General features: G+C 60.6%; 23 protein-coding genes and 1 pseudogene. 13 read left to right on the forward strand and 11 right to left on the reverse strand.

Annotated elements, in window-relative coordinates:
* The first annotated feature begins 4 nt into the window (after positions 1 to 4).
* From ACK3CV_RS20855 to ACK3CV_RS20880, 6 genes are all read left to right on the forward strand, one after another.
* Positions 5 to 1,300, forward strand: coding sequence for an MFS transporter (locus ACK3CV_RS20855; RefSeq protein WP_033654042.1), 1,296 nt, complete (start codon positions 5 to 7; stop codon positions 1,298 to 1,300).
* Positions 1,300 to 2,790 (forward strand): FGGY-family carbohydrate kinase, encoded by a 1,491-nt coding sequence (locus tag ACK3CV_RS20860; protein ID WP_060422094.1) that lies wholly within the window; start codon positions 1,300 to 1,302, stop codon positions 2,788 to 2,790. Before ACK3CV_RS20855 ends, ACK3CV_RS20860 begins: the two co-directional genes overlap by 1 nt.
* Positions 2,787 to 3,443 (forward strand): 3-keto-L-gulonate-6-phosphate decarboxylase UlaD, encoded by a 657-nt coding sequence (gene ulaD, locus ACK3CV_RS20865; protein WP_033649415.1) that lies wholly within the window; start codon positions 2,787 to 2,789, stop codon positions 3,441 to 3,443. The genes ACK3CV_RS20860 and ulaD overlap by 4 nt, the downstream gene beginning before the upstream one ends.
* A gap of 1 nt (position 3,444) precedes the next feature.
* Complete coding sequence (locus ACK3CV_RS20870) at positions 3,445 to 4,305, forward strand: L-ribulose-5-phosphate 3-epimerase (RefSeq protein WP_164039787.1); 861 nt, start codon at positions 3,445 to 3,447, stop codon at positions 4,303 to 4,305.
* Positions 4,299 to 4,994: an L-ribulose-5-phosphate 4-epimerase gene (araD, locus tag ACK3CV_RS20875; protein ID WP_077038678.1), complete on the forward strand. Its 696-nt coding sequence runs from the start codon at positions 4,299 to 4,301 to the stop codon at positions 4,992 to 4,994. The genes ACK3CV_RS20870 and araD overlap by 7 nt, the downstream gene beginning before the upstream one ends.
* 143 nt (positions 4,995 to 5,137) lie before the next feature.
* Positions 5,138 to 5,836 (forward strand): RluA family pseudouridine synthase, encoded by a 699-nt coding sequence (locus ACK3CV_RS20880; protein WP_164039784.1) that lies wholly within the window; start codon positions 5,138 to 5,140, stop codon positions 5,834 to 5,836.
* Positions 5,837 to 5,843: 7 nt separating this feature from the next.
* On the opposite strand, the gene ACK3CV_RS20885 is transcribed toward ACK3CV_RS20880, so the two are convergent.
* Entirely contained in the window at positions 5,844 to 6,383 is a 540-nt protein-coding gene (locus ACK3CV_RS20885; protein WP_033635867.1) for a DUF2058 domain-containing protein, read from the reverse strand.
* Positions 6,384 to 6,698: 315 nt separating this feature from the next.
* Between ACK3CV_RS20885 and ACK3CV_RS20890 the strand changes: the two genes are divergently transcribed.
* The 3 genes from ACK3CV_RS20890 (at position 6,699) to ACK3CV_RS20900 (ending at position 10,254) form a co-directional block, all read left to right on the forward strand.
* On the forward strand, positions 6,699 to 7,676 hold the full coding sequence (locus tag ACK3CV_RS20890) for a DUF1852 domain-containing protein (protein WP_164141211.1): 978 nt from the start codon (positions 6,699 to 6,701) through the stop codon (positions 7,674 to 7,676).
* Between the two features lie 25 nt (positions 7,677 to 7,701).
* Positions 7,702 to 8,733, forward strand: a complete 1,032-nt coding sequence (locus ACK3CV_RS20895; RefSeq protein WP_164141209.1) for a methionine synthase — start codon at positions 7,702 to 7,704, stop codon at positions 8,731 to 8,733.
* Positions 8,734 to 8,904: 171 nt separating this feature from the next.
* The gene (locus ACK3CV_RS20900; protein ID WP_164141207.1) at positions 8,905 to 10,254 is read left to right on the forward strand and encodes an MFS transporter; all 1,350 of its coding nucleotides are present in this window, start codon (positions 8,905 to 8,907) and stop codon (positions 10,252 to 10,254) included.
* A gap of 82 nt (positions 10,255 to 10,336) precedes the next feature.
* On the opposite strand, the gene mscS is transcribed toward ACK3CV_RS20900, so the two are convergent.
* A complete protein-coding gene (mscS, locus tag ACK3CV_RS20905) occupies positions 10,337 to 11,203 on the reverse strand; it encodes a small-conductance mechanosensitive channel MscS (protein ID WP_033635871.1) in 867 nt (288 codons plus the stop codon).
* 205 nt (positions 11,204 to 11,408) lie between these two features.
* Between mscS and ACK3CV_RS20910 the strand changes: the two genes are divergently transcribed.
* Complete coding sequence (locus ACK3CV_RS20910; protein ID WP_164141205.1) at positions 11,409 to 12,077, forward strand: DUF1345 domain-containing protein; 669 nt, start codon at positions 11,409 to 11,411, stop codon at positions 12,075 to 12,077.
* A 219-nt stretch (positions 12,078 to 12,296) separates the two neighbouring features.
* Here ACK3CV_RS20910 and fbaA read toward each other — a convergent pair whose 3' ends face one another.
* The 8 genes and pseudogenes from fbaA to ACK3CV_RS20950 form a co-directional block, all read right to left on the reverse strand.
* The gene (gene fbaA / locus ACK3CV_RS20915; RefSeq protein WP_025304179.1) at positions 12,297 to 13,376 is read right to left on the reverse strand and encodes a class II fructose-bisphosphate aldolase; all 1,080 of its coding nucleotides are present in this window, start codon (positions 13,374 to 13,376) and stop codon (positions 12,297 to 12,299) included.
* Positions 13,377 to 13,492: 116 nt separating this feature from the next.
* Positions 13,493 to 14,656: a phosphoglycerate kinase gene (gene pgk / locus ACK3CV_RS20920; RefSeq protein ID WP_046687768.1), complete on the reverse strand. Its 1,164-nt coding sequence runs from the start codon at positions 14,654 to 14,656 to the stop codon at positions 13,493 to 13,495.
* Positions 14,657 to 14,726: 70 nt separating this feature from the next.
* Positions 14,727 to 15,743 (reverse strand): erythrose-4-phosphate dehydrogenase, encoded by a 1,017-nt coding sequence (gene epd, locus ACK3CV_RS20925; protein ID WP_004931582.1) that lies wholly within the window; start codon positions 15,741 to 15,743, stop codon positions 14,727 to 14,729.
* A gap of 312 nt (positions 15,744 to 16,055) precedes the next feature.
* Positions 16,056 to 16,181: pseudogene (locus ACK3CV_RS20930) on the reverse strand (LysR family transcriptional regulator); the annotation flags it as partial.
* Between the two features lie 66 nt (positions 16,182 to 16,247).
* Positions 16,248 to 17,318, reverse strand: coding sequence for an ABC transporter ATP-binding protein (locus ACK3CV_RS20935; RefSeq protein ID WP_164039768.1), 1,071 nt, complete (start codon positions 17,316 to 17,318; stop codon positions 16,248 to 16,250).
* Positions 17,311 to 19,080: an ABC transporter permease gene (locus tag ACK3CV_RS20940; RefSeq protein ID WP_004931567.1), complete on the reverse strand. Its 1,770-nt coding sequence runs from the start codon at positions 19,078 to 19,080 to the stop codon at positions 17,311 to 17,313. The genes ACK3CV_RS20935 and ACK3CV_RS20940 overlap by 8 nt, the downstream gene beginning before the upstream one ends.
* A 78-nt stretch (positions 19,081 to 19,158) precedes the next feature.
* On the reverse strand, positions 19,159 to 20,244 hold the full coding sequence (locus tag ACK3CV_RS20945; RefSeq protein WP_033635884.1) for an ABC transporter substrate-binding protein: 1,086 nt from the start codon (positions 20,242 to 20,244) through the stop codon (positions 19,159 to 19,161).
* A gap of 169 nt (positions 20,245 to 20,413) precedes the next feature.
* Positions 20,414 to 21,331, reverse strand: a complete 918-nt coding sequence (locus ACK3CV_RS20950) for a DMT family transporter (protein ID WP_033635885.1) — start codon at positions 21,329 to 21,331, stop codon at positions 20,414 to 20,416.
* Between the two features lie 292 nt (positions 21,332 to 21,623).
* On the opposite strand from ACK3CV_RS20950, the gene ACK3CV_RS20955 reads away from it, so the two are divergent.
* The 3 genes from ACK3CV_RS20955 (at position 21,624) to brnQ (ending at position 24,403) form a co-directional block, all read left to right on the forward strand.
* On the forward strand, positions 21,624 to 21,956 hold the full coding sequence (locus ACK3CV_RS20955; protein WP_004931561.1) for a tRNA-binding protein: 333 nt from the start codon (positions 21,624 to 21,626) through the stop codon (positions 21,954 to 21,956).
* A gap of 30 nt (positions 21,957 to 21,986) precedes the next feature.
* Positions 21,987 to 22,868 (forward strand): 2OG-Fe dioxygenase family protein, encoded by an 882-nt coding sequence (locus ACK3CV_RS20960; protein ID WP_164039765.1) that lies wholly within the window; start codon positions 21,987 to 21,989, stop codon positions 22,866 to 22,868.
* 212 nt (positions 22,869 to 23,080) lie between these two features.
* On the forward strand, positions 23,081 to 24,403 hold the full coding sequence (gene brnQ / locus ACK3CV_RS20965; RefSeq protein ID WP_101427334.1) for a branched-chain amino acid transport system II carrier protein: 1,323 nt from the start codon (positions 23,081 to 23,083) through the stop codon (positions 24,401 to 24,403).
* Between the two features lie 69 nt (positions 24,404 to 24,472).
* On the opposite strand, the gene tkt is transcribed toward brnQ, so the two are convergent.
* Positions 24,473 to 26,467: a transketolase gene (gene tkt / locus ACK3CV_RS20970; protein WP_060432052.1), complete on the reverse strand. Its 1,995-nt coding sequence runs from the start codon at positions 26,465 to 26,467 to the stop codon at positions 24,473 to 24,475.
* Positions 26,468 to 26,553: the final 86 nt, after the last annotated feature.

Genomic DNA, 26,553 nt, shown 5'->3' on the forward strand with positions numbered 1-26,553 from the left:
CCTTATGAATACAGCCTCCGTTTCCGTCAGCCAAAGCCAGGCGATACCCAAGCTCCGCTGGCTGAGGATCGTGCCGCCGATCCTCATCACCTGCATCATTTCTTACATGGACCGGGTCAATATCGCCTTCGCCATGCCCGGCGGCATGGATGACGAACTCGGCATCACTGCCTCGATGGCCGGGCTGGCCGGCGGCATTTTCTTCATCGGTTACCTGTTTCTGCAGGTGCCCGGCGGCAAGCTGGCGGTATACGGCAACGGCAAGAAATTCATCGGCTGGTCACTGTTGGCCTGGGCGGTGATCTCGGTGCTGACCGGCCTGGTCACCAACCAATACCAGCTGCTGTTCCTGCGCTTCGCCCTCGGCGTTTCCGAAGGCGGCATGCTGCCGGTGGTGCTGACCATGATCAGCAACTGGTTCCCGGATAAGGAGCGCGGCCGCGCCAACGCCATCGTCATCATGTTCGTACCGATCGCCGGCATCCTCACCGCCCCGCTGTCGGGTTGGATCATCACCGCCTGGGACTGGCGCATGCTGTTCCTGGTGGAGGGGGCTCTGTCGCTGGTGGTGATGGCACTGTGGTACTTCACCATCAGCAACCGGCCGCAGGAAGCCAAATGGATCTCGCAGGCGGAAAAAGAGTATCTGGTGAAGACCCTGCACGACGAACAGCTGCTGATTAAAGGAAAAACGGTGCGCAACGCCTCGCTGCGCCGGGTGCTGGGCGACCGGATCATGTGGCAGTTGATCCTGGTGAATTTCTTCTACCAGACCGGTATCTACGGCTACACCCTGTGGCTGCCGACCATTTTGAAAGGGCTGACCCACGGCGATATGGAGCAAGTGGGCCTGCTCGCTATCCTGCCCTATATCGGCGCCATCTTCGGCATGCTGATCATCTCCACCCTCTCCGATCGCACCGGCAAGCGCAAAGTCTTCGTCGCCCTGCCGCTGGCCTGCTTTGCTGCCTGCATGGCGCTGTCGGTGCTGCTGAAGGATCACGTCTGGTGGTCTTACGCTGCGCTGGTCGGCTGCGGCGTGTTTATTCAGGCGGCAGCCGGGGTGTTCTGGACCATCCCGCCCAAATTGTTCAACGCCGAAGTGGCCGGCGGCGCGCGCGGCGTGATCAATGCGCTGGGCAACCTCGGCGGCTTTTGCGGCCCGTATATGGTCGGCGTCCTGATCAGCCTGTTCAGCAAGGACGTCGGCGTCTACAGCCTGGCGGCTTCGCTGGCGATCGCCTCCGTGCTGGCGTTGATGCTGCCCAATAAATGCGACCACGGCGCGAGGAACGAATGATGGAATATTGGCTGGGGCTCGACTGCGGCGGCACCTTCATCAAGGCGGGATTATACGACCGCCGGGGCCATGAACACGGCGTTGCGCGGCGCAATCTGGCGATCGTCGCGCCGCAGCCCGGCTGGGCCGAGCGCGATATGGCATCGCTGTGGCGCACCGCCGCCGACGTGATCCGTGAAGTGCTGTCCGCCAGCGGCGTCGCCGCCGGCGCCATCCAGGCCATCGGCATCTCGGCGCAGGGCAAGGGCGCATTTCTGTTGGATAAGCAGGGGCAGCCGCTGGGCAACGCCATGCTCTCTTCCGATCAGCGCGCGCTGGCGCTGGTGCAGGAATGGCAGCGACAGGGCGTGCCGCAGGCGCTGTATCCGCAAACGCGCCAAACGCTGTGGACCGGGCACCCGGTCTCGCTGCTGCGTTGGCTGAAGCGGCATCAGCCGGAACGTTACGCCCGCATCGGCAGCGTGCTGATGGCGCACGACTACCTGCGCTATTGCCTGACCGGCGAGCTGGCCTGCGAAGAAACCAATATCTCCGAATCCAACCTGTATCTGATGCGCAGCGGACGCTATGACCCGGCGCTGGCGCAGCTGCTGGGTATCGGCGACATCATGCCCGCCCTGCCGACGATTGTCGGTTCGGCCGATATCGCCGGGCGCGTCGCGGCAAACGCCGCGGCCATCACCGGCCTGCAAACCGGCACCCCGGTGGTCGGCGGGCTGTTCGACGTGGTGTCCACCGCGCTGTGCGCCGGCCTGCAGGACGAAACCCGGCTCAATGCGGTGATGGGGACCTGGTCAGTCACCAGCGGCATCACCGACGCCATCGTCGAGGGTTTCGATCATCCCTTTGTCTATGGCCGCCACGCCGAAAGCGGCCAATACATCGTGCATGAAGCCAGCCCCACGTCCGCCGCCAACCTGGAATGGTTCTGTCGCCAATGGGGGCTGCAGGACTACGGCCAGCTTAACCGCTGGGTCGCCGCCCTGCCGAAAGCCGCCGGCGATCTGCTGTTCGCCCCTTTCCTGTACGGATCCAACGCCGGCCTGGGGCTGAGCGCCAGCTTCTACGGCCTGCAGGCCTTCCACCAGCGCGAGCACCTGGTGCAGGCGATCTACGAGGGCGTGGTGTTCTGCCACATGACGCACCTTAACCGCATGCGCCGGCGTTTCCCTGAGACGCAGGCGCTGCGCGTGACCGGCGGCCCTGCCAAATCCCTCCCCTGGATGCAAATGTTCGCCGACGTCAGCGGCCTGCCGGTGGAGCTGCCGCAGGTGGAAGAAACCGGCTGTCTGGGCGCGGCGATGGCGGCCATGGTCGGCAGCGGCGCCTTCAACGATTTCACCGCCGCCCAGCACCGGCTGGCGCCGCGTATCGAGCGGCTGCTGCCAGATGCGGCCGCCGCTGAAGCTTACGACAACAAACACCAACGTTATCAGGCACTGATTGCTGCATTGCAAAATCTGCAGCCCGCCAACAAGGAGGCTCCATGAGCACGAAACCGCGCCTGCAGTTGGCGCTCGATCAAACCCGTTTGGATACGGCGCTGCGCACCGCCGAGACCCTCAGCCCCCATGTGGACATCATCGAGGCCGGTACCATTTTGTGCATCAGCGCCGGCATTCAGGCGGTTAGCGCGCTGCGCGAGCGCTGCCCGCAGCACACGCTGGTGGCCGATCTCAAGGTGGCCGACGCCGGCGCGACGCTGGCCGAGCAGGCTTTCGGCCAGGGCGCGGACTGGATGACGGTGATCTGCGCCGCGCCGTTGGCCACCATGGCCAGCGCGCGGGAGGTCGCCGAGCGCCACGGCGGTGAAATCCAGATAGAACTGTTCGGCCGCTGGACATTGGAGGATGCACGGCAATGGCGCGGCCTCGGCATTCGCCAGGCGATCTATCACCGCGGCCGCGACGCGCAGGCCAGCGGGCAAACCTGGGGCCGGCAGGATCTGGATCGGATGAAGGCGCTGTCCGATCTGGGCATCGAACTGTCGGTGACCGGCGGCATTACGCCCGCCGACCTGCCGCTGTTTAAAGAGATCGCCGTCACCGCCTTTATCGCCGGCCGCGCGCTGGCCGAAGCCGGGGATCCGCCGGCGGCCGCCAGGCAGTTCCGCACCGCCATCGATGACATCTGGAGATCATGATATGCGTCAGCACCCGTTGGGAATTTACGAGAAGGCGCTGCCGAAACACCTGAGCTGGCCCGAACGCTTGGCGCTGGCCAAGGCCTGCGGCTTCGACTTCGTCGAAATGTCGGTGGACGAAAGCGATGAACGCCTGGCGCGCCTGAGCTGGAGCAAAGCGCAGCGCCTGGCGCTGGTGGACACCATGCTGGAAACCGGCATCCGCATCCCGTCGATGTGCCTCTCCGGCCACCGGCGCTTTCCGTTTGGCAGCCACGATCCGGCGCTGCGCCAGCGCGCCTTTGACGTGATGGAACAGGCCATTCAGTTGGCCCAAGACGTCGGTATCCGCACCATCCAGCTGGCCGGCTACGACGTGTATTACGAAGAGCAGGACGAGGGGACGCTGGCACGCTTTAGCGAAGGCATGCAGTGGGCGGTAGACCGTGCCGCCGCCGCCCAGGTGATGCTGGCGGTGGAAATTATGGATACCGCCTTTATGAACTCGATCGGTAAATGGAAAGCCTGGGACACCCTGTTGGCCTCGCCGTGGTTCACGGTGTATCCGGACGTCGGCAACCTCAGCGCCTGGGGCAACGACGTGCCGCGCGAGCTGGAGCTGGGCATCGATCGCATCGCCGCCATTCACCTGAAAGACACCTACCCGGTCACCGCCGCTTCGCCGGGGCAATTCCGTGACGTGCCGTTTGGCGAAGGCTGCGTCGACTTCGTCGAGGTGTTTCGCACGCTGCAGCGCCTCAATTACCGCGGCGCATTCCTGATTGAGATGTGGACAGAAAAAGCCGAGGAGCCGGTGGCCGAGATCGTTCAGGCCCGCCGCTGGATCGAACAGAAAATGCAACAAGGGGGCATGACATGCTGACTCAGTTAAAACAACAGGTGCTGGAGGCCAATCTCGATCTGCCGCGCCATAAGCTGGTGACCTTTACCTGGGGCAACGTCAGCGCGGTGGATCGCGAACGCGGCCTGGTGGTGATCAAGCCTTCCGGCGTTGAATACGAGCATATGACGGCGGAGGATATGGTGGTGGTCGATCTGGCCAGCGGCCGCACCGTCGAAGGGGCAAAGAAACCGTCGTCGGACACCGCCACCCATCTGGCGCTGTACCGCGAATTTGCCGATATCGGCGGCATCGTCCACACCCATTCGCGCCACGCCACCATCTGGGCGCAGGCCGGGCTGGACATCCCCGCCTGGGGAACCACCCACGCCGACTATTTTTATGGCGCTATCCCCTGCACTCGCCTGATGACCCAGGATGAAATTGAGCACGATTACGAACTGGAAACCGGCAAGGTGATTGTCGAAACCTTCCGCCGGCGCGATATTAATCCCAACGCTATCCCAGCGGTACTGGTCAACGCCCACGGCCCCTTCGCCTGGGGCAAAGACGCCCACAACGCGGTGCATAATGCGGTGGTGCTGGAAGAGATCGCCTACATGGGCATTTTCTCGCGCCAGCTGACGCCGGGCATTCACAGCATGCAGCGCGAGCTGTTGGACAAACACTACCTGCGCAAACACGGCCAAAACGCCTACTACGGGCAGTAGCGCGCCGGGGCCTTTACCGCTGCACCCGATGCTTTGCCGCATCGGGTGCCAACGGGCATGAGGCGCAGTGATAACGATAACCGCATTCGCTCATCGACGCGAAATTCGCTATCATCCGCACCCACCCTCCAGCCGGCCGCCCGATGTCTACGATCACCGATACCTTTATCGCCCCGCCATGCCATGACCAAATAGAGATCCTCTATCAGGACGATCATCTGGCGCTGATCAATAAGCCGGCCGGGCTGCTCAGCCTGTCGGGCAAGAATCCGCAGAATCTCGATTCGGTACACCATCGGCTGGTACAGATCTTCCCCGGCTGCACCCTGGTGCACCGCCTGGATTTCGGCACGTCCGGCTTGATGGTGGTGGCCCGCAACAAGGCCGTCAACGCCGCACTCTGCCGGCAGTTCAGCGAGCGCACCGTCGGCAAAGTGTACAGCGCGCTGCTGTGCGGCCATCTGGCGGATAACGAAGGGGTAATAGACGCGGCGATCGCCAAAGATCCGGCGCTGTTCCCGCTGATGTCGATTTGCGCCCTCCACGGCAAGCCCGCCCGCTCCCGCTATCGGGTCGTCGAGCGTTTTTATCGTGAAGCGGAAGACGGGATCTCGCTGCCGCTGACGCGGGTGCAGCTCATCCCGGAGACCGGGCGCACCCACCAGCTGCGTATTCACAGCCGGCAGTTGGGCCACCCTATTTTAGGCTGCGATCTGTATGGCGGGCGACTGCTGCCGGGTACCGAACAGACGCCGCGGCTGATGCTGCACGCCAGCGAGCTGGACTTTGTGCACCCCATTAGCGGGGAGCGGATCGCCGCTCGTCACGCCGCGCCGTTCTGAACGCGGCTTACCACATCAAATCGTCGGGCACTTTAAAGTCGGCGTACGGATCGTCTTCATCCTGTTCTTCCTGACTCAGCGCGCTGTGCAGCACAATGCTGGCCGCATCGCGCTGCGCGATTTTATCGGCGACGCTCGCGGGGATAATCGCGTATTCACACTCTTCCCGGTTCTCGACCACCAGGCGTGCAATGGCGAGGCGGCCATTGATCAGCTGGGTTTGCGTCGCCTTATCCACCAGGATTTTCTTGATCAGGTTACCGTCGGTGAAGTTGAAACCGATATCGCCTTTCGCCAGAACGATGCGGTTCATTTCGATCAGCTGTTTCACCTGCGCCTTGTACTCTTTGGACAGCGCGGCCTGCTTTTGCTGCTCGTTCAGCTGCTTATCGCGCTCAAGCTGCGCCTTTTTATTCTCTTCCACCGCCTCTCTGGCCTCGCGGGCCTGAACGCGTGATTTTTTAGCCGTTCTTTGGACTTTGGCCATTTTCTTGCTGGTTACCAAGCCCGCTTTGAGCATCTGCTCTTGTAAGGTGAGTTTTGTCATGTTCGTGTCTGAAGCCGTGGGATCATGGGGGGATTATACCCGTAATTTTTCAGGCTGCACCAGGTTGCCGGCCCGGTACGTTGGCGGTTTGCGCCGCAGGGCGACGGCGGCCAACCGGCCCGAACGCCAGATCATGAATAGCGCTCATGTGGTAATGAAATTAAGTCTCTTTCACTCCCACCGGGACTCTGGCAAAAATAGACCTCATTAACGACAGACAATATGAAATCGGCTGAATAAAAAAGAGAAAAACAACCCATTGAAAGAAATGGATAAATCCAGCCTTCATATCATATAACAGGATGCTATAAGACGATGAATAGAGACTTTGCCTTTACGATTAAGAGCAGTTCTTTCGATGAAGACTATAACCCTTCTGAAAGTACGCGTATCACCACCAACTTCGCCAATTTGGCCAGAGGGGAAAACCGCCGGGAGAACCTGAGCAACACGCTGGTGATGATTAACAATCGCTTCAATTCGTTGGCGCATTGGGATAACCCCAAGGCCGACCGCTATTCGGTTGAGCTTGACATCATTTCGGTGGAGATGCGCGTTGAAGATCAGGGCGCCAGCTTCCCGGTGATCGAAATCCTGAAAACCAACATCATCGATAAAAAAACGCAAAAGCGAATTGAGGGCATCGTCGGGAACAACTTCTCCTCTTACGTGCGCGATTATGACTTTAGCGTCTTGCTGCCGGCGCACAATAAAAACACGGCGGAATTCACTATCCCGAATGATTTCGGCGATTTGCACGGCAATATCTTTAAGCACTTCGTCAATTCAAACGAATACCATGAGAATTTCAGCAAACCGCCGGTGATCTGCCTCAGCGTGTCCAGCAAAGACACCTATCATCGGACGGGCAATCAACATCCGGTGTTGGGCGACGAGTATCGGCAAGACGGCGCTTCGCTGACCGACCGGTATTTTAAAAAAATGGGCCTGCAGGTGCGCTATTTCATGCCGAAAAATAGCGTCGCGCCCCTGGCGTTTTATTTCCCCGGGGATTTGCTGAGCGATTACACCGATCTGGAGCTGATCGGCACCATCAGCACGATGGAGACCTTCCAAAAAATCTATCGGCCTGAAATTTACAATGCCAACTCGGCGGCGGGGCAATGCTATCAGCCAAGCCTGAATAACCAGGACTATTCATTAACCAAGATTGTTTACGATCGCGAAGAGCGTAGCCAGTTAGCGATTGAGCAGGGGAAATTTACGGAAGAGCAATTTATCAAACCCTACAAGCCCATTCTTGAGCAATGGTCTGCTCACTACGCGCTTTGATTCACTTAAATACAGGTCATCTATTATGAAAATATTGCTCCCTACCTCGACCGCCGGCAGCTTGCCCAAACCTTCCTGGCTGGCCCAACCGGAAACCCTGTGGTCGCCCTGGAAATTGCAAAATGAAGAATTAATCGAAGGGAAACAGGATGCCCTGCGTTTGTCGCTGGCTGAACAACAACAGGCCGGCATCGATATCGTCAGCGATGGCGAGCAAACGCGCCAGCATTTCGTCACGACGTTCATCGAGCACCTCAGCGGCGTCGATTTCGAGAAACGCGAAGTGGTTAAAATCCGCAATCGCTATGAGGCGAGCGTGCCGAGCGTCGTGGGTGCGGTGGCGCGCCAAAAGCCCGTTTTCGTTGAAGACGCCAAATTTTTACGCCAGCTGACCAAGCAGCCGATTAAATGGGCCCTGCCGGGGCCGATGACCATGATCGACACGCTTTATGACAACCACTATAAAAGCCGCGAGAAATTGGCCTGGGAGTTCGCCAAGATCCTCAATCAGGAAGCCAAAGAGCTCGAGGCCGCCGGCGTCGACATTATTCAGTTTGATGAGCCCGCATTTAACGTGTTCTTTGACGAGGTGAATGACTGGGGCATCGCCGCCCTGGAAAGGGCCGTTGAAGGGCTTAAGTGTGAAACGGCGGTGCATATCTGCTATGGATACGGCATTAAGGCCAATACCGACTGGAAAAAGACGCTGGGCTCAGAGTGGCGGCAATATGAAGAGGCGTTCCCCAAGCTGCAAACGTCTACCATCGATATTATCTCGCTGGAGTGCCATAACTCGCACGTCCCGATGGATCTGCTGGAACTGATTCGCGGTAAGAAAGTGATGGCCGGTGCCATTGATGTGGCGAATCATACCGTTGAGACGCCGGAGGAAGTGGCCGCTACGCTGCGCAAAGCGCTGCAGTTTGTCGATGCCGACAAGCTCTATCCGTCGACCAACTGCGGCATGGCTCCCCTGCCTCGTCAGGTCGCCAGCGGCAAGCTGAATGCCTTGAGTGCCGGCGCCGAGATCGTGCGCCGAGAACTGCTGGCCAAATAATCGCGCCATCGCCCGCCGCAGTAGCCTCCTGCGGCGGACGATGATCTTCGACTCCCCCTCCCCGCAACGCCCCCGCTCTGGTGTATACTCGGATTTCTACGCGATGCCAGCCACAGCGGCCTGAACGGCCCCTCAGCCAGCCCACACCAGCTTAATAACAGTGGAACCCTCATGAGCCCAGATACCGCTCGCATCAGCGAAATTATCGATCGCGCCAGGATCTCGCCTTATCAAATCCTCATCCTCACCCTGTGTTTCCTGATCGCCCTGCTGGACGGGTTCGATACCGCCATCATCGGCTATATCGCCCCGGCGCTGCGCGAAGAGTGGGGTCTGCAGCCCTCGCAGCTCTCCCCCGCCTTCGGCGCGGGGTTGTTCGGCCTGCTGATCGGCAGCCTGCTGTTCGGGCCGATCGCCGACGCCATCGGCCGCAAACGCGTGCTGCTCGTCGCGGTGCTGGTATTTGGCGGCTGCACCCTGGCTTCGGCCTATACGCATTCGATCGAATCCCTGACCCTGTTGCGCTTCATCACCGGCATTGGCCTCGGGGGCGCGATACCGACCTGCATCACCCTCAGCTCGGAGTACTCACCGGCGCGCCGCCGCATGCTGATGGTCACCCTGAGCTGGAGCGGCTTTACCGCCGGCTTGGCCCTGGGCGGCCTGCTGGCCGGGCAGATCATCCCGGCGTTCGGCTGGCGCGGCGTGCTGCTGGTGGGCGGCATTGCGCCATTGGCGCTGCTGCCGCTGCTGGCCTGGCAGATGCCCGAATCGGTGCGCTTTATGGCCGCCAACGCCAGGCATGCCGATCGGCTGCGCCGGGTGGTCGAGCGTATCACCGGCCAACGTTGGACGGGGATAACCATTGTCGATGACGAGCGCCCGGCACAGGCCAAGTCGCCGATCTCGCACCTGTTTATCGAAGGACGCGCCGTGCGCACCCTGCTGCTGTGGGCGGCGTTCTTCTGCTCGCTGTTCGTGTTCTACCTGCTTACCAGTTGGCTGCCGACGATACTTAAAGACGCCGGTTACGATATCGTCCACGCCTCGCGCATCGGGGCGATGGTGCCGCTCGGCGGCACCCTGGGTGCCATCCTGATGGCGCTGCTGATGGACCGGATCGGGCCCTACCGCGTGCTGGCCGTCTCCTACCTGGGCGCCGCGCTGGTGATCGGCGCGACCGGGTATCTGATGGGCGACGTCTACACGCTGGCCGCCGTCGTGTTCCTGATAGGCTTCGGCGTGGCCGGCGCGCAGAACGGCCTGAATCTGGTTTCCGCCACCCTTTATCCGACTGCGGCCCGCGTCACCGGCGTCAGCTGGGCCATGGCCAATGGCCGCTTCGGCTCGATCGTCGGCTCGATGCTCGGCGCCTGGATGATGACCGCCGCCGGCTCGGCGGAAGTGTTCTTCCTCTGGCTGGCGCTGCCGGCGCTGCTGGGCGCCGTCGCCATCTTCCTGCTCTATCGCCTCAGCCTGCACCGCCGCACATCGCTCTCCACGCCGGTTACCGGTGCCTGAGCTCGCGGAAAAGAAAAGGCCGAGACGCCCTTGGAGACGTCTCGGCCTGTAATGAAAAAAGGGGCCAAGGCCCCCTTCTCTGTTATTCCGCCTTGGCGGAAGCGTCTTCGGTGCGATACAGGTGCACGTCCATCTGCGGGAACGGAATGCCGATGTTGTGGGCATCCAGCGCGCGCTTGAAGTTTTCCATCAGATCGAAGTACACGTTCCAGTATTCCGCGTTGGTGGTCCAGGAACGGGTGACGAAGTTCAGGGAAGACGGCGCCATCTCGTTCAGACGCACGGTCACGCCTTTGGCGTGCATGATGCGCTTGTCGGCGGCGATCACATCGCCCAGCACCTTCTTCACCACGTCGATATCGGCGTTGTAGGCCACACCTACCACGATATCCACGCGGCGGTTCGGCTCGCGGGAGTAGTTGATGATGTTGCCGGCGATGATTTTACCGTTTGGCACCACGATGGTTTTGTTGTCTGCGGTACGCAGGGTGGTGGAGAAAATCTGCACCTGATCGACGGTACCGGCCACGCCGCCCAGATCGACATATTCCCCCACGCGCAGCGGACGGAAGATCACCAGCAGCACGCCGGCGGCGAAGTTGGACAGCGAGCCTTGCAGCGCCAGGCCGACGGCCAAACCGGCGGCGCCCAGCACGGCGATCACCGAGGTGGTCTGCACGCCGACACGCCCCAGCACGGCGATGAAGGTGAACGCCAGCACGCCGTAGCGCACGATCGCCGCCAGGAAGTCTGCCACCGTGGCGTCGATGCCGCGCAGCTTCATCACGCGGTTCAGCGCATTGCCGACCACGCGGGCCACGATCGAACCGATGATCAGGATAACGATGGCGGCGACGATATTCACCGCGTACTGGATCAACAGATCCTGGTTCTTCACCAACCAGTTGCCGGCACCGTTGATGCCGTCTACTACATTCAAATCTTTCATTCGTGTCGTCCTAACTCAGTCCCTAACGGGAGAAACTCGCAAAAATACACTGGCCTCTGCGGCCAGTCGGAAACCACCGCCTAAGGGTAACCAACATTAAAGGCTCATGCCAACCGCCAGCGTTAAAAATAGCCGAAACCGCTCGCCGCTTCTTCTATGCTGAAAACAGCGCGTTGGCCATTTCACGACAAGGGATCCGTTCTTCATGCACATTCGCTCTTCGCTCAAACACTATTGGCAAGTGCGGCCCAGGCTGCTGTTTTCCGTCGGCGCCGGGCTGTTGTGCTTTCTGCTGCTGCCCGCCCAGCTCTCGTTGCTGCAGCGCTTGATGATCGGCTGGAATACGCTGGCCTGGCTCTACCTGCTGTTTCTCTGGCGGCTGATGCTGGTCAGCACGCCGCAGCACATTCGCCAGATCGCCCGGCGGCAGGATGAAAGCGCCAGCACGGTGTTGGCACTGGTCAGTTTCGGTTGTCTGGTGAGCATTCTGGCGATCCTGTTCGAGTTGAGCAGCGCCAAACAGGCCAGCGACTCGCTGAAAACCCTGCATCTGGCGTTAACCGGCGGAACGCTGGCGGTCTCCTGGCTGCTGCTGCCGACCGCCTTCACCATGCACTACGCCCATCAATTTTATCGCCAGGGTGCACAGCAGGAGCCTTTGCCGCTGCTGTTCCCCGGCAATCTCACCGCGCCGACCTATCTGGACTTCGCCTACTTCTCTTTCACCATCGCGGTCGCGTCGCAAACCGCCGACGTGGCGGTCGGCGCCGCGGAGGTGCGTAAAATCGCGCTCGTACAGTCGGTTATTTCGTTCGTGTTCAACATGCTGATCCTGGGCCTGTCTATCAACGTCGGCGCCGGCCTGCTGGGCTGAAAACGAAAAAGGCTCCCCGCAGGGAGCCTTTAAATCACAAACAAAGGAGGAAAAAACGTGGTTTTTCCTCCTTTGTGGTCATCAGCCGAAAATCAATAAATTGATTTTCCTTATTTTTTATATTTTGCCAACGGCAAGCCAGGCAACGCCATCAGGCTTGTCATAAACAAAAAGGCTCCCCGCAGGGAGCCTTTGGCATCGTGCAACAGGTGCCGAAGATTACAGAACGTCTACCGCGTTCAGATCTTTGAAAGCCTGCTCCAGACGCGTCACCATGCTGGTCTGCGCTGCGCGCAGCCATACGCGTGGATCGTAGTATTTCTTGTTCGGCTGATCGGCGCCTTTCGGGTTGCCCAGCTGGCCCTGCAGGTAAGCTTCGTTCGCTTTGTAGTACTGCAGGATGCCGTCCCAGGTCGCCCATTGGGTGTCGGTGTCGATGTTCATCTTGATCACACCGTAACCCACAGACTCTTTGATCTCTGCGTCGGTAGAACCGGAACCGCCGTGGAACACGAAGTTCAGGCTGTTGTGCGGCAGGTTGAATTTCTTGGACACGTAGTCCTGAGAATCACGCAGGATGGTCGGGGTCAGCTTGACGTTGCCTGGCTTGTACACGCCGTGCACGTTACCGAAGGAGGCAGCGATGGTGAAGCGCGGGCTGATGGCGTTCAGTTTTTCATACGCGTAAGCCACGTCTTCCGGCTGGGTGTACAGTGCGGAAGCGTCCATATGGCTGTTGTCCACGCCATCTTCTTCACCGCCGGTGCAGCCCAGTTCGATTTCCAGCGTCATGCCGATTTTGGCCATGCGTTTCAGGTAGGCGCTGCAGATCTCGATGTTTTCTTCCAGAGACTCTTCAGACAGATCGATCATGTGAGAAGAGAACAGCGGTTTGCCGGTAGCGGCGAAGTGCTTCTCGCCAGCGTCCAGCAGGCCGTCCAGCCATGGCAGCAGTTTCTTCGCGCAGTGGTCGGTGTGCAGGATCACCGGCACGCCGTAGTGTTCAGCCATCTGGTGAACGTGGTGTGCGCCGGAGATGGCGCCCAGAATCGCTGCGCCCTGAGGCACATCGGTCTTCACGCCTTTGCCGGCGATGAACGCGGCGCCGCCGTTGGAGAACTGAACGATGACCGGCGCGCGCACTTTAGCCGCGGCTTCCAGCACTGCGTTAATGGAGTCGGTACCCACGCAGTTTACCGCTGGCAGCGCAAAGTTGTTCTCTTTAGCAACTGCGAAGACTTTCTGAACGTCATCACCCGTGATGACACCCGGTTTTACGAAATCAAAAATTTTAGACATGTTACTTTGTCCTGTTTCGTCGGCCGTAGATGGATGTAAATCGATGTTTTCACGCCGCGCAGCGTGAGCCGCGCGGTATAAAACAAACGGGCGGCTTTCGCCTCCCGTTGTCTGAATTACTGCTTAGCGCGCTCTTCCAGCATCACGACTGCAGGCAGCGGTTTCCCTTCAACGAATTCCAGGAATGCGCCACCGCCGGTGGAGATGTAGGAAATTTTGTCAGCGATACCGAACAGATCGATGGCTGCCAGAGTGTCGCCGCCGCCAGCGATAGAGAAAGCGTCGCTATCGGCGATCGCGCGGGCGACAATTTCGGTGCCCTTACGGAAGTTAGGGAACTCGAATACGCCAACCGGGCCATTCCACAGAATGGTCTTGGCGTTCTTCAGGATAACGGCCAGACGCTCGGCAGAGACGTCGCCCATATCCAGAATTTGCTCGTTGTCCTGGATCTCGTTGGCCTGCTTCACGGTCGCGGTCGCGGTTTCGGAGAACTCGGTCGCTACGCGCACGTCGGTCGGAACCGGGATGTCGCAGGTTTCCAGCAGTTTCTGCGCGTTCGGGATCAGGTCAGGTTCGTACAGGGACTGGCCCACGTTGTTGCCCTGCGCCGCCACGAAGGTGTTGGCGATGCCGCCGCCGACGATCAGCTGATCGGCGATTTTGGACAGGGAATCCAGCACGGTCAGTTTGGTGGAGACTTTAGAACCGCCCACGATGGCAACCATCGGACGGGCCGGGTTGCCCAGGGCCTTGCCCAGCGCTTCCAGCTCGGCGGACAGCAGCGGGCCGGCACAGGCGACAGGCGCGAACTTGCCCACGCCGTGGGTGGAAGCCTGCGCGCGGTGCGCGGTACCGAACGCGTCCATCACGTACACGTCGCACAGCGCCGCGTATTTCTTGGACAGGGTTTCGTCGTCTTTCTTCTCGCCCTTGTTGAAACGGACGTTTTCCAGCACCACCAGTTCGCCTTCGGCGACGTCGACGCCATCCAGATAATCCTTCGCCAGACGCACTGGGGATTTCAGTTGATCTTTCAGGTAGTTAACAACAGGCAGCAGGGAGAATTCTTCGTTGTACTCGCCTTCGGTAGGACGACCCAGGTGGGAGGTCACCATCACGCGGGCGCCTTGCTTCAGCGCAGCTTCGATAGTCGGCAGGGAAGCGCGGATACGCGCGTCGGAAGTCACTTTACCGTCTTTTACCGGCACGTTCAGATCGGAGCGGATCAGTACGCGTTTACCCGCCAGATCCAGATCGGTCATCTTAATTACAGACATGGTGAACCCTCTTTATTGAATCTCTATAAAATTGCCTGAGCAGCGCGCCTGTCACGCCGGCGCCGCCGTACTAGAAACCGCTGGCGGCCATTGCCCGTGTTGTATCCAACATCCGATTGGCAAAGCCCCATTCATTGTCGCACCAGACCAAGGTCTTTATCAGGTGCTGCCCGCTGACCCGGGTCTGCGTACCGTCGACGATAGCGCTGTGCGGGTCATGGTTAAAATCGATCGAGACCAATGGTAATTCCGTGTAGTCAACTATACCACGAAATGATTCCCGTGCGGCCTTTTGCAACAGCTGGTTGACCTCCGCCACCTTCACCGCGGCGCTCACGCTGACGCTGAGATCGATAGCCGTCACGTTGATGGTCGGCACGCGCACCGAGATCGCCTCAAAGCGATCGCAAAACTGCGGGAAGATACGGGTGATGCCCGCGGCCAGCTTGGTGTCGACCGGAATGATCGACTGGCTCGCCGCGCGGGTGCGCCGCAAATCCGCGTGATACGCGTCGATCACCGGCTGATCGTTCATCGCCGAGTGAATGGTGGTCACGGTGCCGGATTCGATGCTGTAGGCGTCGTCCAGCAGCTTGATTACCGGAATAATGCAGTTGGTGGTGCACGAGGCGTTGGACACGATGCGATGTTCCGCCAGCAGCGTCTGATGGTTGACGCCGAACACGATGGTGGCGTCCAGATCGTTGCCGCCCGGATGGGCGAACAGCACTTTCTTCGCCCCCGCCGCCAGATGGGCCTCGCCATCCGCCCGGCTGCCGTACACGCCGCTGCAGTCCAGCACCACGTCGACGCCCAGCTCGCCCCAGGGCAACTGCTCCACCGCCGGCTGATGCAACAGGCGAATCGCGTCGTCCCCGACGCTCAGCGTGTCGCACTCTTGCCGCACATCCCAGGCGAAGCGACCGTGGCTGGAATCGTACTTCAGCAGATGGGCCATGCCCTCGGCATTCGCCAGCTCGTTGATCGCCACCACGGAGATTTCCGCCCGTCGTCCCGATTCGTACAGTGCGCGCAATACGCTGCGGCCGATGCGGCCAAAGCCGTTTATCGCTATGCGGATGGTCATGCTGCTCCTGAAAAAGGGCCGTCCCGCCGGGCTGACTCACCGGCGCCGGGCCGGCGCTGACTGGTTGTCTCACTAACCCGCATAGAGTAGTGGATCGCACCGCCCGCTGTGAATCGCCGCGTTTGCATTATTCCCGCGCTTCAGCGGCTTTTCGCCGCCGTCACATCGGCATTTCTGTCGAAGAGTGCTTCAACTGAAACGCTTCAGCTGAGCATAAACCAAAGTTTTGGCAAAAGGAACAGGTGCAACAGTTCCACAAGTAACGGAGGGGAGTTTTACGAGCATAAGATGATCTGGCGCACATTTTTGGCCTCAAGGCCGCGGCGGATTTTCACTCGCCGGCCCCGTTTCACCGTAGTGCTCGCGGAAATAGTCGCGCAAAAATTCGACCGTCACCCGCACTTTCGCCGACGTTGCCAGCCGGGAAACGTACACCGCCCGGAAAAGATCGCCGCTAGCGGTTTAACTCTGTAAACGGAACGCCCGCGCCTGCGGGCGTCCTGATTAGGCTTTCGGGAATATCCACAGATGCTCGGCCGGCAGGGAGAGCCGGCACAGCGCCCGATCGCGCGCTTCGTGGCCATAGGCGCGCACCACGAAATCCTCGGCCACGGTGCGGAACAGGTATTCCCAGCGATCGCCGAGATACATGCTGGTCAGCAGCGGCAGCTCAAGCTGGTTGCCCTGCGGATCTTCGCCCAACCGCACGCGCTCCACGCGGATCACCGCCGAGCCCTCCTGGCCGACCTGCACGCCTTCGCCCGCTTTGCCCCACAGCGCCCAATCCTTGCCTTCGATGCGCGCCCGGTCGCCTTCCAGCGCCACGATCTTGCCCGGCAAGCGGTTGTTGCTGCCCATGAACTCGGCGGTGAACAGCGTGGTGGGCGAACCGTACATCTCCTGTGGCGTGCCCTGCTGCTCGATTTTGCCGTTATTGAGCAGCAGGATGCGATCGGAGATGGCCATCGCCTCGTTCTGATCGTGAGTCACCATCAGCGCCGACAGGCCAAGCTTGATGATCAATTCGCGCAGGAATACCCGCGCCTCTTCGCGCAGCTTGGCGTCAAGGTTGGACAGCGGCTCGTCCAGCAGGATCACCGGCGGGTTGTAGACCAGTGCCCGCCCGATCGCCACGCGCTGCTGCTGGCCGCCGGAAAGCTGGTGCGGATGGCGCTTGGCCAGATGCCCCAACCCGAGCTGTTCCAGCACCGCCTGCACCCGCTGGGTGATTTCCGCCGAGGCGATCTTACGCAGCTTCAGCGGGTAAGCGACGTTCTCAAACACCGTTTTATGCGGCCACAGTGCGTAGGACTGAAATACCAGCCCCAGGTTGCGCTCTTCGGCGGGAATTTCGCTGCGCGCGCTGCCGTTGTACACCGCGCTGTTGCCGATGACGATCCGCCCCTGGCTCGGTTTCTCCAACCCGGCCACCGCCCGCAGCAGCGTGGTTTTGCCGCTGCCCGACGGGCCCAGCAGCGAGACCACTTCGCCCCGTTTCAGATCCATCGACACCCCTTTCAGCACCGGGTTGTCGCCATAGGTCAAATGCAGATTCTCTACCGAAAGTTCAATCATGTAATTTCACTCCAAAGCGCAAGGCGATCCCTAACCCCAGCACCACCAGCAGGATATTGATGAACGACAGCGCGGCGACGATATCGATAGCGCCCGCGGCCCACAGGGAAACCAGCATCGAGCCGATGGTTTCCGTGCCCGGAGACAGCAGATACACCCCGGTGGAATATTCGCGTTCAAAAATCAGGAACATCAGCAACCAGGAGCCAATCAGGCCGTAGCGCGACAGCGGAATGGTGACGTGGCGGGTGATCTGGCCGCGGCTGGCGCCGGCGCTGCGCGCCGCCTCCTCCAGCTCCGGCCCCACCTGCAGCAGCGTCGAGGAGATCAGCCGCAGGCCGTAAGCCATCCACACCACGGTGTACGCCAGCCAGACGCTGAAGATGGTGCTGCGCAGCGAACGCAGCCAGACAATCCAGTTAGCACGCAGCCACTCGGCCATCGGCAGCGCCGACAGCCAGCCCTCCTTGAGCGATTTGTCCAGCCACATCGGCAGGAACAGAAACACCCACAGGAATGCCAGGCCGGCCAGCAGCCCCGGCACCGCACGCGGCACCAGCACGCTGTAGTCGAGGAAGCGCGTGGCGCCATCCGGCTTGCGGTGCATGGCGATGCCGATAAACAGGTAGCACGCCACCGCCAACGCCCCGCCGATCACCCCAATCGCCATTGAGTTGACGATGGCACGCAGCAGGTTGGGCTGCGCCCAGATGGTGCGGAAGGTGTTGATCGACAGCTCGTCCCAAACAGACACGCCCACGCCCCAGTTGGAGATAAAGGCGCGCAGCACCACGCCGATCAGCGGCACGCCGATGGTGACGGTCAGCCAAAACACCACCACCGCGCCGGCCACCCAGCGCCATTTGCCCAGCGGCAGCGCGCGGGCCTGCGAGGCTTTGCCCTTGACGGTGACGAAGCGGTTGGCGGTACGCATCAGCCGACGCTGCAGCATCACCAGAGGAATGGTGATGCAGATCAGCACCACCGCCACCGCCGCCATCAGGTGGTAAGACGGCGTGCCCAGCTTGTTGGTCAACTGGTAAAGGTAGGTCGCCAGCACCAGGTTGCCCTCCGGATCCCCCAGCACCAGCATCAGACCGAACACTTCCAGCCCGAGGAAGAACAGCAGCACTCCGGCATACAGGATAGACGGCCGCACCATCGGCAGACTGACAGCGGTCATCACCTGCAGCGGCGTGGCGCCGGCGGTGCGCGCCGCTTCTTCAACGTCGGAGCCCACGCTGCGCAGCGCCGAGGAGATATACAGATACGCGTGGGGCACGTGCGTCAATCCGGCAATCACCACGATGCTGGCCATCGAATAGATATTCCACGGCACGAAGCCCAGCAGCGCCTCCGCCCACAGCGAGAAGAAGCCCACCGGCCCCGCCGCCACCACGTAGCCGAAGCCCAGCACCATCGGCGACACGAAGATCGGCACCAGAATCAGCGGCTCGATGATCCGCCGCCCCGGCAGATCGGTGCGCACCATCAGGAAGGCCAAAATGCCGCCGAGCGGGATGGCGATGATCACCAGCCCGAATGCCAGAATAAAGCCGCTCTTCAGCGCTTTGTAGAAATCCGGATCGGTAAAGATGAACTCGAAGGCCTCCAGGCTGAAGACCTTGGAGGGAGAGAAGAACGGTGCCGAGAGGAAGCTTTGAATGATGATAAACGACAGGGGGACATAGATAACCAGTGCGGTTATCAACACCACCAGGCCGCGCGGCAGGCTCTGCCACTTTCTGCGCCATGCTTGCATAAATGCTCCCTATGGTTGTAAACGCCGACCAAAGGGCGCGCGCCTCTAAGGCAGGCGCGCGTCCGAATGCAGTCCCTGTTATTTCGCCGCAGCGGCGCGCCATTGTTTGATGTAGTCGAGGCGTTTGGCCGGCTGCAGGTATTCCAGCAGGCTATCGTCGACCGGGATCGGCTTGAGCGCGTTGCCCAGCAGCTTGGTCATGCCGTCAATGTCGTTCTTGCCTTCGATGTCGTTGCGGATCGAGGGGATATCCGCCTGATTGGCGAGAATATTTTGCCCTTTTTCCGACAGCACGTAGTCGAACCACAGCTTGGCGGCGTTAGGGTTGCCGGCCTCTTTGCTGATGAAGCTCACGCGCGACAGCACCAGGGTATAGTCTTTCGGATAGACGATGCCGAGCGACGGATCGCTCTTGGCGCGAGCCTCGGCGTACGAACCGAGGATATTGAAGCCGATCAGGTTTTCACCGGAGGAGACGCGCTCCATCATGGTGCCGGTGGAGGATTGTACCGCCAGCCCGCCCTTGGCCACGTCGGCCAGCGTTTTGAAGTAGTTAGGATCGGCCTTGAAGTCCTGCACCGACAGCATGAAGCCGACGCCGGATTTTTCGATGTCGTACGTGGTGACTTTCTTCTTGAATTTGTCCGTCTGTCCGGCGATCAGCTTGGCCAGCGCCGCGTGCGAATCCGGCACATCGCCTTGCGGGATCAGGCGTTTGTTATAGATAAACACCACCGGCTCATAGGTGGTGCCATACACTTTATCTTGCCATACCGCCCATTTCGGCAGTTGGGCCTGCTCGGGGGAGGCATACTCCTGCGCGTAATCGCCCGCCAGTTTCAAAATGGTGTCCATCGACGAGCTCCACACCACGTCGCCGCTGGTGCCGCCGGCCGCCTGCTCGCTGATGAAGCGGTTATACAGTTCGGTGCTGTTCATGTCGTTGTATTCCACCTTGATGCCCGGATACAACGCCTCGAACCCCTGGATCAGCGGCGCCGCCGCCTTGGTGTCGGTGGTCGAGTAAATCACCACCTTGCCTTCTTTCTTCGCGCCGTCGACCCATTTCTGATAGTCGGCGGGGTAGCCCGCCGGGAAGGCCGCATAGGCGGAAACGGAGCCCAGTAAGGTGATTGCCGCTACGGTCGCGCTGATTTTTTTCATTATCATCCATCCCATTTTCACATTTAATAAACCAAAAATTAACATATAGTTAATAACTGCAACGAGGCAACGGCGTTGCTTTGTTATCTTTCGGTTTTGTGAGGCTGGGCGTTTTTTAGCCAACAAAAAAGCCCGGCAGCGCGGGCTTTACGGCACTTTCTGTTGCAGACTATTCGGCCAAGCGAGAGCGCCGCAGCAGGCGAATTCGCTGTACGATGGCGACCCCCAGCAGGGTCAGGGCAAACCCCGCCAACTGCACCAGCGACAGCGCCTCGCCAAACAGCGCGTAAGCCTGCAGCGCCGCCGCCGGCGGCACCAGCAGCATCAGCGCGGTAATGCGGGTCAAATCGCCGTGGCGCACCATCCAGATAAACAGCGCGGTGCCGCCCAGCGACAACACGCCGGCCGACCACAGCAGCGAGAACCACAGCGTCGGCGAATTGTCCCAGGCGCCGGAGCCCATCACGGCCGCCAGCACGCCGGTCACGATCGCGGCGCCGAGGTGCTGAATGGCGCCTGCCGCCCGCAGATCGGCCGCCGCCAGCGAAGACTTCTGCACCATGATGCCGATCGTCAGCGCGACGATGCTGCCAAAGCCCATCAGGATCGGCAACAGCGCCATATTGCCGACGTCGATGCCGGTCAGCCGGGGAGAGAGCACCAGCGCAACGCCGATAAAACCGACCGCCAGCCCGGCCCAGGAGCGTAACCCTATCGATTTGCGCAGCACCAGCGCGAAAATCAGCGCGGTGAACAGCGGCTGCAATCCGCCGATCAGCGACATCACCCCGGCCGCCAGGCCGTTCGCCACCGCCCACCAGCTTGCGGCGAGGTAGACGCCGTTCATCAGCATGCCGGTCAGCAGGTGCATCACGAACTGTCGCCCCTTTGGCCAGGCGCAATGCAGCGCCAGCAGGGCGAATACCGCAGCGGCGATCAAAAAGCGAAAAGTCAGGAAAAGGTTGGGATCGGCATGATCCGCCACCGCTCGCGCGGCAATAAAACCGGTCGACCAAATTAATATCAGGAAAAACGGCGCGATAAATGCCTTTCGCCGATCGCGTTTTTCGCGCTGGGTTATTTCCATATCACTACCTGAAAAATGCGGCTGATGAGTTAATGCGGAACATACTAACCAATTTAACACCGGCTTAACAGCACCGACACCGGCCCCCCAAGCCTGCGTAATGGACACACTTGCGGGAAATAATGACGTGTCAATTTTATATAATTCACCAAGCTTATAATTAACCTCACCCCGTTACGACAATGTAAATTAATTGCTACATCCGGTATAACTATTCCCCTCCTGGCGGCGTTGTCGGAATAATTCCCCTTTGCTAGCCTTCCTAAAGCCATTTAATTAACGGGACTGCATTATGGCCGAAATCACTGATTTTATGAAACTGGATATGCGTATTGGCGAAATTATTTCCGTGGAATATAACGACAAGGCGTTAAAGCCCGCCTATAAGCTGCGCATTGATTTCGGCGAAGAAATTGGCATTAAAAACAGCTCGGCGCAATTATGCGAAAACTATCAGGAAGATGATCTGCTCGGCAGAAAGGTCATCTCCGTCGTTAATTTCCCCGCCAGGCGGGTTGCCGGATTTAAATCCGAAGTGCTGGTACTTGCCGCGGTCACCCGGGATCAAGGCACCGTCTTGCTGAAACCCGATTTCGACGTGGAGATCGGCAGCAAGATTTTATAATCGCCACATCATTCGTGAGGCCACCGAGAAATGCGACAGTTATCCCTGCTTGATGAAGTTAAGAAGGCGTACCAGGAACACCGTTCAGCCTTTATTCCCGGCGCCACCATGCAAGCGATCCTGCTGGCGCTGGGCGCGCGGCCGGAAGATTTCGCCAGGCTGCAGCAGGTCAGCGACAATTTGGCGGACGATCCCACGCTGCCTTTCCGCAAGTCCAGAAACGGCCGCTTCTGTTTCGACTTCGATCGCGCCCGGATTGAGCGGCTGGAGTTCCAGCCTTTCGTGCTCTCGGTCGAGGAAGACTTCGTCCGCTACGATTCGGGAAAGGTGCGCCACTTTCGCGGCATCAACGACGATCTGCAGTTGAATACGGCATTTCAGGCGCTGATGAAATTCAAAGCCTACGTGATCGATGGCGTGAGCGTGACGCCGCGCCCCCGGCTTAATCAGGAGATCAACAAGTTCGTCTGCACGGTGTTTAACCTGCGTACCGTCACCACGCCGCAGATGCTGGGCGAGCCGGCGCTGGAAGGCGTGCACAGCGACGGCGTCGACCACACCATGACGACCTTCCTTGGCTGCGACAACATGACCGACGACAGCGCCAAGACCTTTATTCACGATATGCGCGAAACCAGCGGGATCAAATTCGATCGGGCCCGGCCGGAATGGATTTTGGGCGAAATACAGCATCGGCATTTCCTCGATACCCTGCTGATTGTCGATCATGAACGCAAACACAGCCTCTCACCGGTGGAAGCGCAGGACAAACGCCGGCATTCGACCCGCGATATGCTGATCTTTTTCACCCGCAAACCGGTCGAAGACGGTCATGTGTCTTTCGCCTATGACTCTTTCAAACCGCATATCGAAATCCCGCTGTCGATAGACATGGTGGCGCGCGCGAGCTAAAGCCCTGCCGGGCCGGCCGCCATGATCCCTCTGTGCGGCCGGTTCACGCCAGGATAAACAGCGCTGGATTAATCAGGTTTTTGTCGCCGAATTATTATATCCTGTCGGACGAAAATTTTGCGGGCGCTCGCGGCCCCCTGCGCCTGCCCTCTGCGGTTCTCCATCCGCAGCCAGGCCGTTTATTTCATGAATACAGGCAGTGCCATACCGTTATGACCAAGAGTTTATCCCCGAAAGACATTATCGCCCTGGGCTTTATGACCTTCGCCCTGTTTGTCGGCGCCGGCAACATCATTTTCCCGCCGCTGGTGGGGCTGCAGTCCGGCGAACATCTGTGGCCGGCCGCCCTCGGGTTTATGGTGACCGCCGTCGCCCTGCCGGTGATCGCCGTGATCGCGCTGGCGCGCGTCGGCGGCAGCATCAGCCTGCTGACCGGCCCCATCGGCCGCACCGCCGGCCTGCTGTTGGCGACCGTCTGCTATCTGGCGCTCGGCCCGCTGTTCGCCACGCCGCGAACCGCCAATGTCTCTTTCGCCCTCGGCATCGCGCCCTTCACCGGCGACGGCGCCCTGCCGCAGTTCATCTACAGCCTGCTGTTCTTTACCCTGGCGATGATCGTGTCGCTGTATCCCGGCCGCTTGCTCGATAACGTCGGCCATATTCTGGCGCCGCTAAAAATTCTGGCGCTGGCCGCGCTCGGCATCGCCGCCCTGGTTTGGCCCGCCGGTGAACCGGTCTCCGCCGTCGGCAGCTATCAGGCAGCGGCGTTTTCCACCGGCTTCGTGCAGGGTTATCAAACCATGGACACGCTGTCGGCGCTGATGTTCGGTTCGATTATCGTTACCGCCGCACGCTCGCGCGGCGTCAGCGACAGCGGGTTGCTGCTGCGTTATACGCTGTGGGCCAGCCTGATCGCCGGCGTCGGCCTGACGCTGGTCTATATCTGCATGTTCAAGCTCGGCGCCGGCAGCGGCGGCCTGGTCGAGAGTGGCGCTCAGGATGGCGCGGCGATCCTGCACGCCTATGTGCAGCACACCTTCGGCGATCTGGGCAGCATCTTTATGGCGGTGCTGATGTTCATCGCCTGCCTGGTGACGGCGGTCGGCATGACCTGCGCCTGCGCGGACTTCTTCTCCCGCTACCTGCCGCTCTCTTACCGCGCGCTGGTGGTCATCCTCGCCCTCTTCGCCATGCTGGTCTCCAACATGGGGCTGGCCAATCTGATCCGCGTCTCGCTGCCGGTGCTGACGGCGATCTATCCGCCCTGCATCGCGCTGGTGTTACTCAGCTTCAGCCAGAACCGCTGGCGCAGCGCCAAGCGCGTCTTCGCGCCGGTGATCGCCACCAGCCTGGTGTTTGGCCTCGCCGACGGCCTGAAGGCCTCCAGCTTCAGCGGCCTGCTGCCCGCCTGGTTCGATAAGCTACCGCTGGCCGAACAGGGTCTGGTCTGGCTGCAGCCTACACTGCTGGTGCTGTTGCTGGCGGCGGCTTACGACCGGTTGCGCAGCGTCGAAAGCGCCAACGCCGCGTCGTAACCGCGGGTTCCGCCCATAAAAAAAGCCGGTCACGATGACCGGCTTTCTTATCGGCTGGCGCCAGGCCGCTTACTTCAGCAGCGCCTGCGCCTTGGCCACCACGTTGTCCACGGTGAAGCCGAACTCGGCGAACAGCTGCTCCGCCGGCGCCGACTCACCGAAGGTGGTCATGCCCACGATGGCGCCGTTCAGCCCCACGTACTTGTACCAGTAGTCCGCGATACCCGCTTCCACCGCCACGCGCGCCGTTACCGCCGCCGGCAGCACCGACTCGCGGTACGCCGCATCCTGCTTGTCGAACGCGTCCGTCGACGGCATCGACACCACGCGCACCTTGCGGCCCGCCGCGGTCAGCTTGTCCGCCGCTTCCACCGTGATGCCCACTTCGGAGCCGGTGGCAATCAGGATAACGTCCGGCGTGCCCGCGCAGTCTTTCAGCACGTAGCCGCCGCGGTACACGTTCGCCAGCTGCTCTGCGCTGCGCGGCTGCTGGGTCAGGTTCTGACGCGAGAACACCAGCGTGGTCGGGCCGTCGTTGCGCTCGATGCCGTACTGCCACGCCACTGCCGATTCCACCTGGTCGCACGGGCGCCAGGTGCTCATGTTCGGGGTCACGCGCAGGCTCGCCAGCTGCTCCACCGGCTGGTGGGTCGGGCCGTCTTCGCCCAGACCGATGGAGTCGTGGGTGTAGACGAACACGTTGCGCAGCTTCATCAGCGCCGCCATGCGCACCGCGTTGCGGGCGTATTCCACGAACATCAGGAAGGTCGCCGAGTACGGCAGGAAGCCGCCGTGCAGCGCGATGCCGTTGGTGATGGCGGTCATGCCGAACTCGCGCACGCCGTAATGAATGTAGTTGCCCGCCGGGTCAACGTTCAGCGCTTTCGAGCCGGACCACATGGTCAGGTTGCTCGGCGCCAGGTCGGCGGAGCCGCCCAGGAACTCCGGCAGCACCTTGCCGAACGCTTCCAGCGCGTTCTGCGATGCCTTGCGGCTGGCGATATTGGCCGGGTTGGCCTGCAGTTTTTCCACGAACGCCTTGGCGTCGGCTTTCCAGTCGGCCGGCAACTCGCCGTTCATGCGGCGCTTGAACTCGGCGGCCAGCTCCGGGAAGGCCCTGGCGTAGGCGGCGAATTTGTCGTTCCAGGCCGCTTCTTTGGCCTGACCGGCTTCCTTGGCGTCCCACTGGGCGTAGATGTCCTGCGGGATTTCAAAGGCGGCGTATTTCCAGCCAAGCCGCTCGCGGGTGGCGGCCACTTCGGCGGCGCCCAGCGCGGCGCCGTGCACGTCATGGGTGCCGGCCTTGTTCGGCGAACCGAAGCCGATAACGGTCTTGCACATCAGCAGCGACGGCTTGTCGGTCACCTTGCGGGCTTCTTCAATCGCGGCCTTGATGGCATCCGGGTTGTGGCCGTCGACGTTGCGCACCACGTGCCAGCCGTAGGCTTCGAAGCGCAGGGCGGTGTCGTCGGTGAACCAGCCGTCGACGTGGCCGTCGATGGAGATGCCGTTGTCATCGTAGAAAGCGGTCAGCTTGCCGAGCTTGAGGGTACCGGCCAGAGAGCAGACTTCGTGCGAGATGCCTTCCATCATGCAGCCATCGCCCATGAAGGCGTAGGTGTGGTGGTCAACGATGTCGTGGCCCGGGCGGTTGAACTGCGCCGCCAGGGTGCGTTCGGCGATGGCGAAGCCGACGGCGTTGGCGATGCCCTGACCCAGCGGGCCGGTGGTGGTTTCAACGCCCGGGGTGTAGCCGTACTCCGGGTGCCCTGGGGTCTTGGAGTGCAGCTGACGGAAGTTTTCCAGCTCGCGCATCGGCAGGTCGTAGCCGGTAAGGTGCAGGAGGCTGTAAATCAACATGGAGCCGTGGCCGTTGGAGAGCACGAAACGGTCGCGGTCAGCCCAGTGCGGGTTAGTCGGGTTGTGGTTGAGGTAGTCACGCCACAGGACTTCGGCGATGTCCGCCATGCCCATAGGGGCACCCGGGTGGCCGGAATTGGCTTTTTGTACGGCGTCCATGCTGAGTGCGCGGATGGCGTTGGCAAGCTCTTTACGAGAGGACATGTTTTACTCCAGGTCGGATAAAAAAAGCAGTCAAGTTCCCTATTTTCTCAGACTCCACATCACAACGGCAATCCCTAATGCCAAAT

The sequence above is a fragment of the Serratia sp. TSO36 genome (genome assembly GCF_057808395.1).

Bases quoted from the DNA above. Each gene is read 5' to 3' on its own strand.
- ACK3CV_RS20855 (WP_033654042.1), top strand. From the start codon at position 5: ATGAATACAGCCTCCGTTTCCGTCAGCCAAAGCCAGGCGATACCCAAG.
- ACK3CV_RS20860 (WP_060422094.1), top strand. From the start codon at position 1,300: ATGGAATATTGGCTGGGGCTCGACTGCGGCGGCACCTTCATCAAGGCG.
- ulaD (WP_033649415.1), top strand. From the start codon at position 2,787: ATGAGCACGAAACCGCGCCTGCAGTTGGCGCTCGATCAAACCCGTTTG.
- ACK3CV_RS20870 (WP_164039787.1), top strand. From the start codon at position 3,445: ATGCGTCAGCACCCGTTGGGAATTTACGAGAAGGCGCTGCCGAAACAC.
- araD (WP_077038678.1), top strand. From the start codon at position 4,299: ATGCTGACTCAGTTAAAACAACAGGTGCTGGAGGCCAATCTCGATCTG.
- ACK3CV_RS20880 (WP_164039784.1), top strand. From the start codon at position 5,138: ATGTCTACGATCACCGATACCTTTATCGCCCCGCCATGCCATGACCAA.
- ACK3CV_RS20885 (WP_033635867.1), bottom strand. From the start codon at position 6,383: ATGACAAAACTCACCTTACAAGAGCAGATGCTCAAAGCGGGCTTGGTA.
- ACK3CV_RS20890 (WP_164141211.1), top strand. From the start codon at position 6,699: ATGAATAGAGACTTTGCCTTTACGATTAAGAGCAGTTCTTTCGATGAA.
- ACK3CV_RS20895 (WP_164141209.1), top strand. From the start codon at position 7,702: ATGAAAATATTGCTCCCTACCTCGACCGCCGGCAGCTTGCCCAAACCT.
- ACK3CV_RS20900 (WP_164141207.1), top strand. From the start codon at position 8,905: ATGAGCCCAGATACCGCTCGCATCAGCGAAATTATCGATCGCGCCAGG.
- mscS (WP_033635871.1), bottom strand. From the start codon at position 11,203: ATGAAAGATTTGAATGTAGTAGACGGCATCAACGGTGCCGGCAACTGG.
- ACK3CV_RS20910 (WP_164141205.1), top strand. From the start codon at position 11,409: ATGCACATTCGCTCTTCGCTCAAACACTATTGGCAAGTGCGGCCCAGG.
- fbaA (WP_025304179.1), bottom strand. From the start codon at position 13,376: ATGTCTAAAATTTTTGATTTCGTAAAACCGGGTGTCATCACGGGTGAT.
- pgk (WP_046687768.1), bottom strand. From the start codon at position 14,656: ATGTCTGTAATTAAGATGACCGATCTGGATCTGGCGGGTAAACGCGTA.
- epd (WP_004931582.1), bottom strand. From the start codon at position 15,743: ATGACCATCCGCATAGCGATAAACGGCTTTGGCCGCATCGGCCGCAGC.
- ACK3CV_RS20935 (WP_164039768.1), bottom strand. From the start codon at position 17,318: ATGATTGAACTTTCGGTAGAGAATCTGCATTTGACCTATGGCGACAAC.
- ACK3CV_RS20940 (WP_004931567.1), bottom strand. From the start codon at position 19,080: ATGCAAGCATGGCGCAGAAAGTGGCAGAGCCTGCCGCGCGGCCTGGTG.
- ACK3CV_RS20945 (WP_033635884.1), bottom strand. From the start codon at position 20,244: ATGAAAAAAATCAGCGCGACCGTAGCGGCAATCACCTTACTGGGCTCC.
- ACK3CV_RS20950 (WP_033635885.1), bottom strand. From the start codon at position 21,331: ATGGAAATAACCCAGCGCGAAAAACGCGATCGGCGAAAGGCATTTATC.
- ACK3CV_RS20955 (WP_004931561.1), top strand. From the start codon at position 21,624: ATGGCCGAAATCACTGATTTTATGAAACTGGATATGCGTATTGGCGAA.
- ACK3CV_RS20960 (WP_164039765.1), top strand. From the start codon at position 21,987: ATGCGACAGTTATCCCTGCTTGATGAAGTTAAGAAGGCGTACCAGGAA.
- brnQ (WP_101427334.1), top strand. From the start codon at position 23,081: ATGACCAAGAGTTTATCCCCGAAAGACATTATCGCCCTGGGCTTTATG.
- tkt (WP_060432052.1), bottom strand. From the start codon at position 26,467: ATGTCCTCTCGTAAAGAGCTTGCCAACGCCATCCGCGCACTCAGCATG.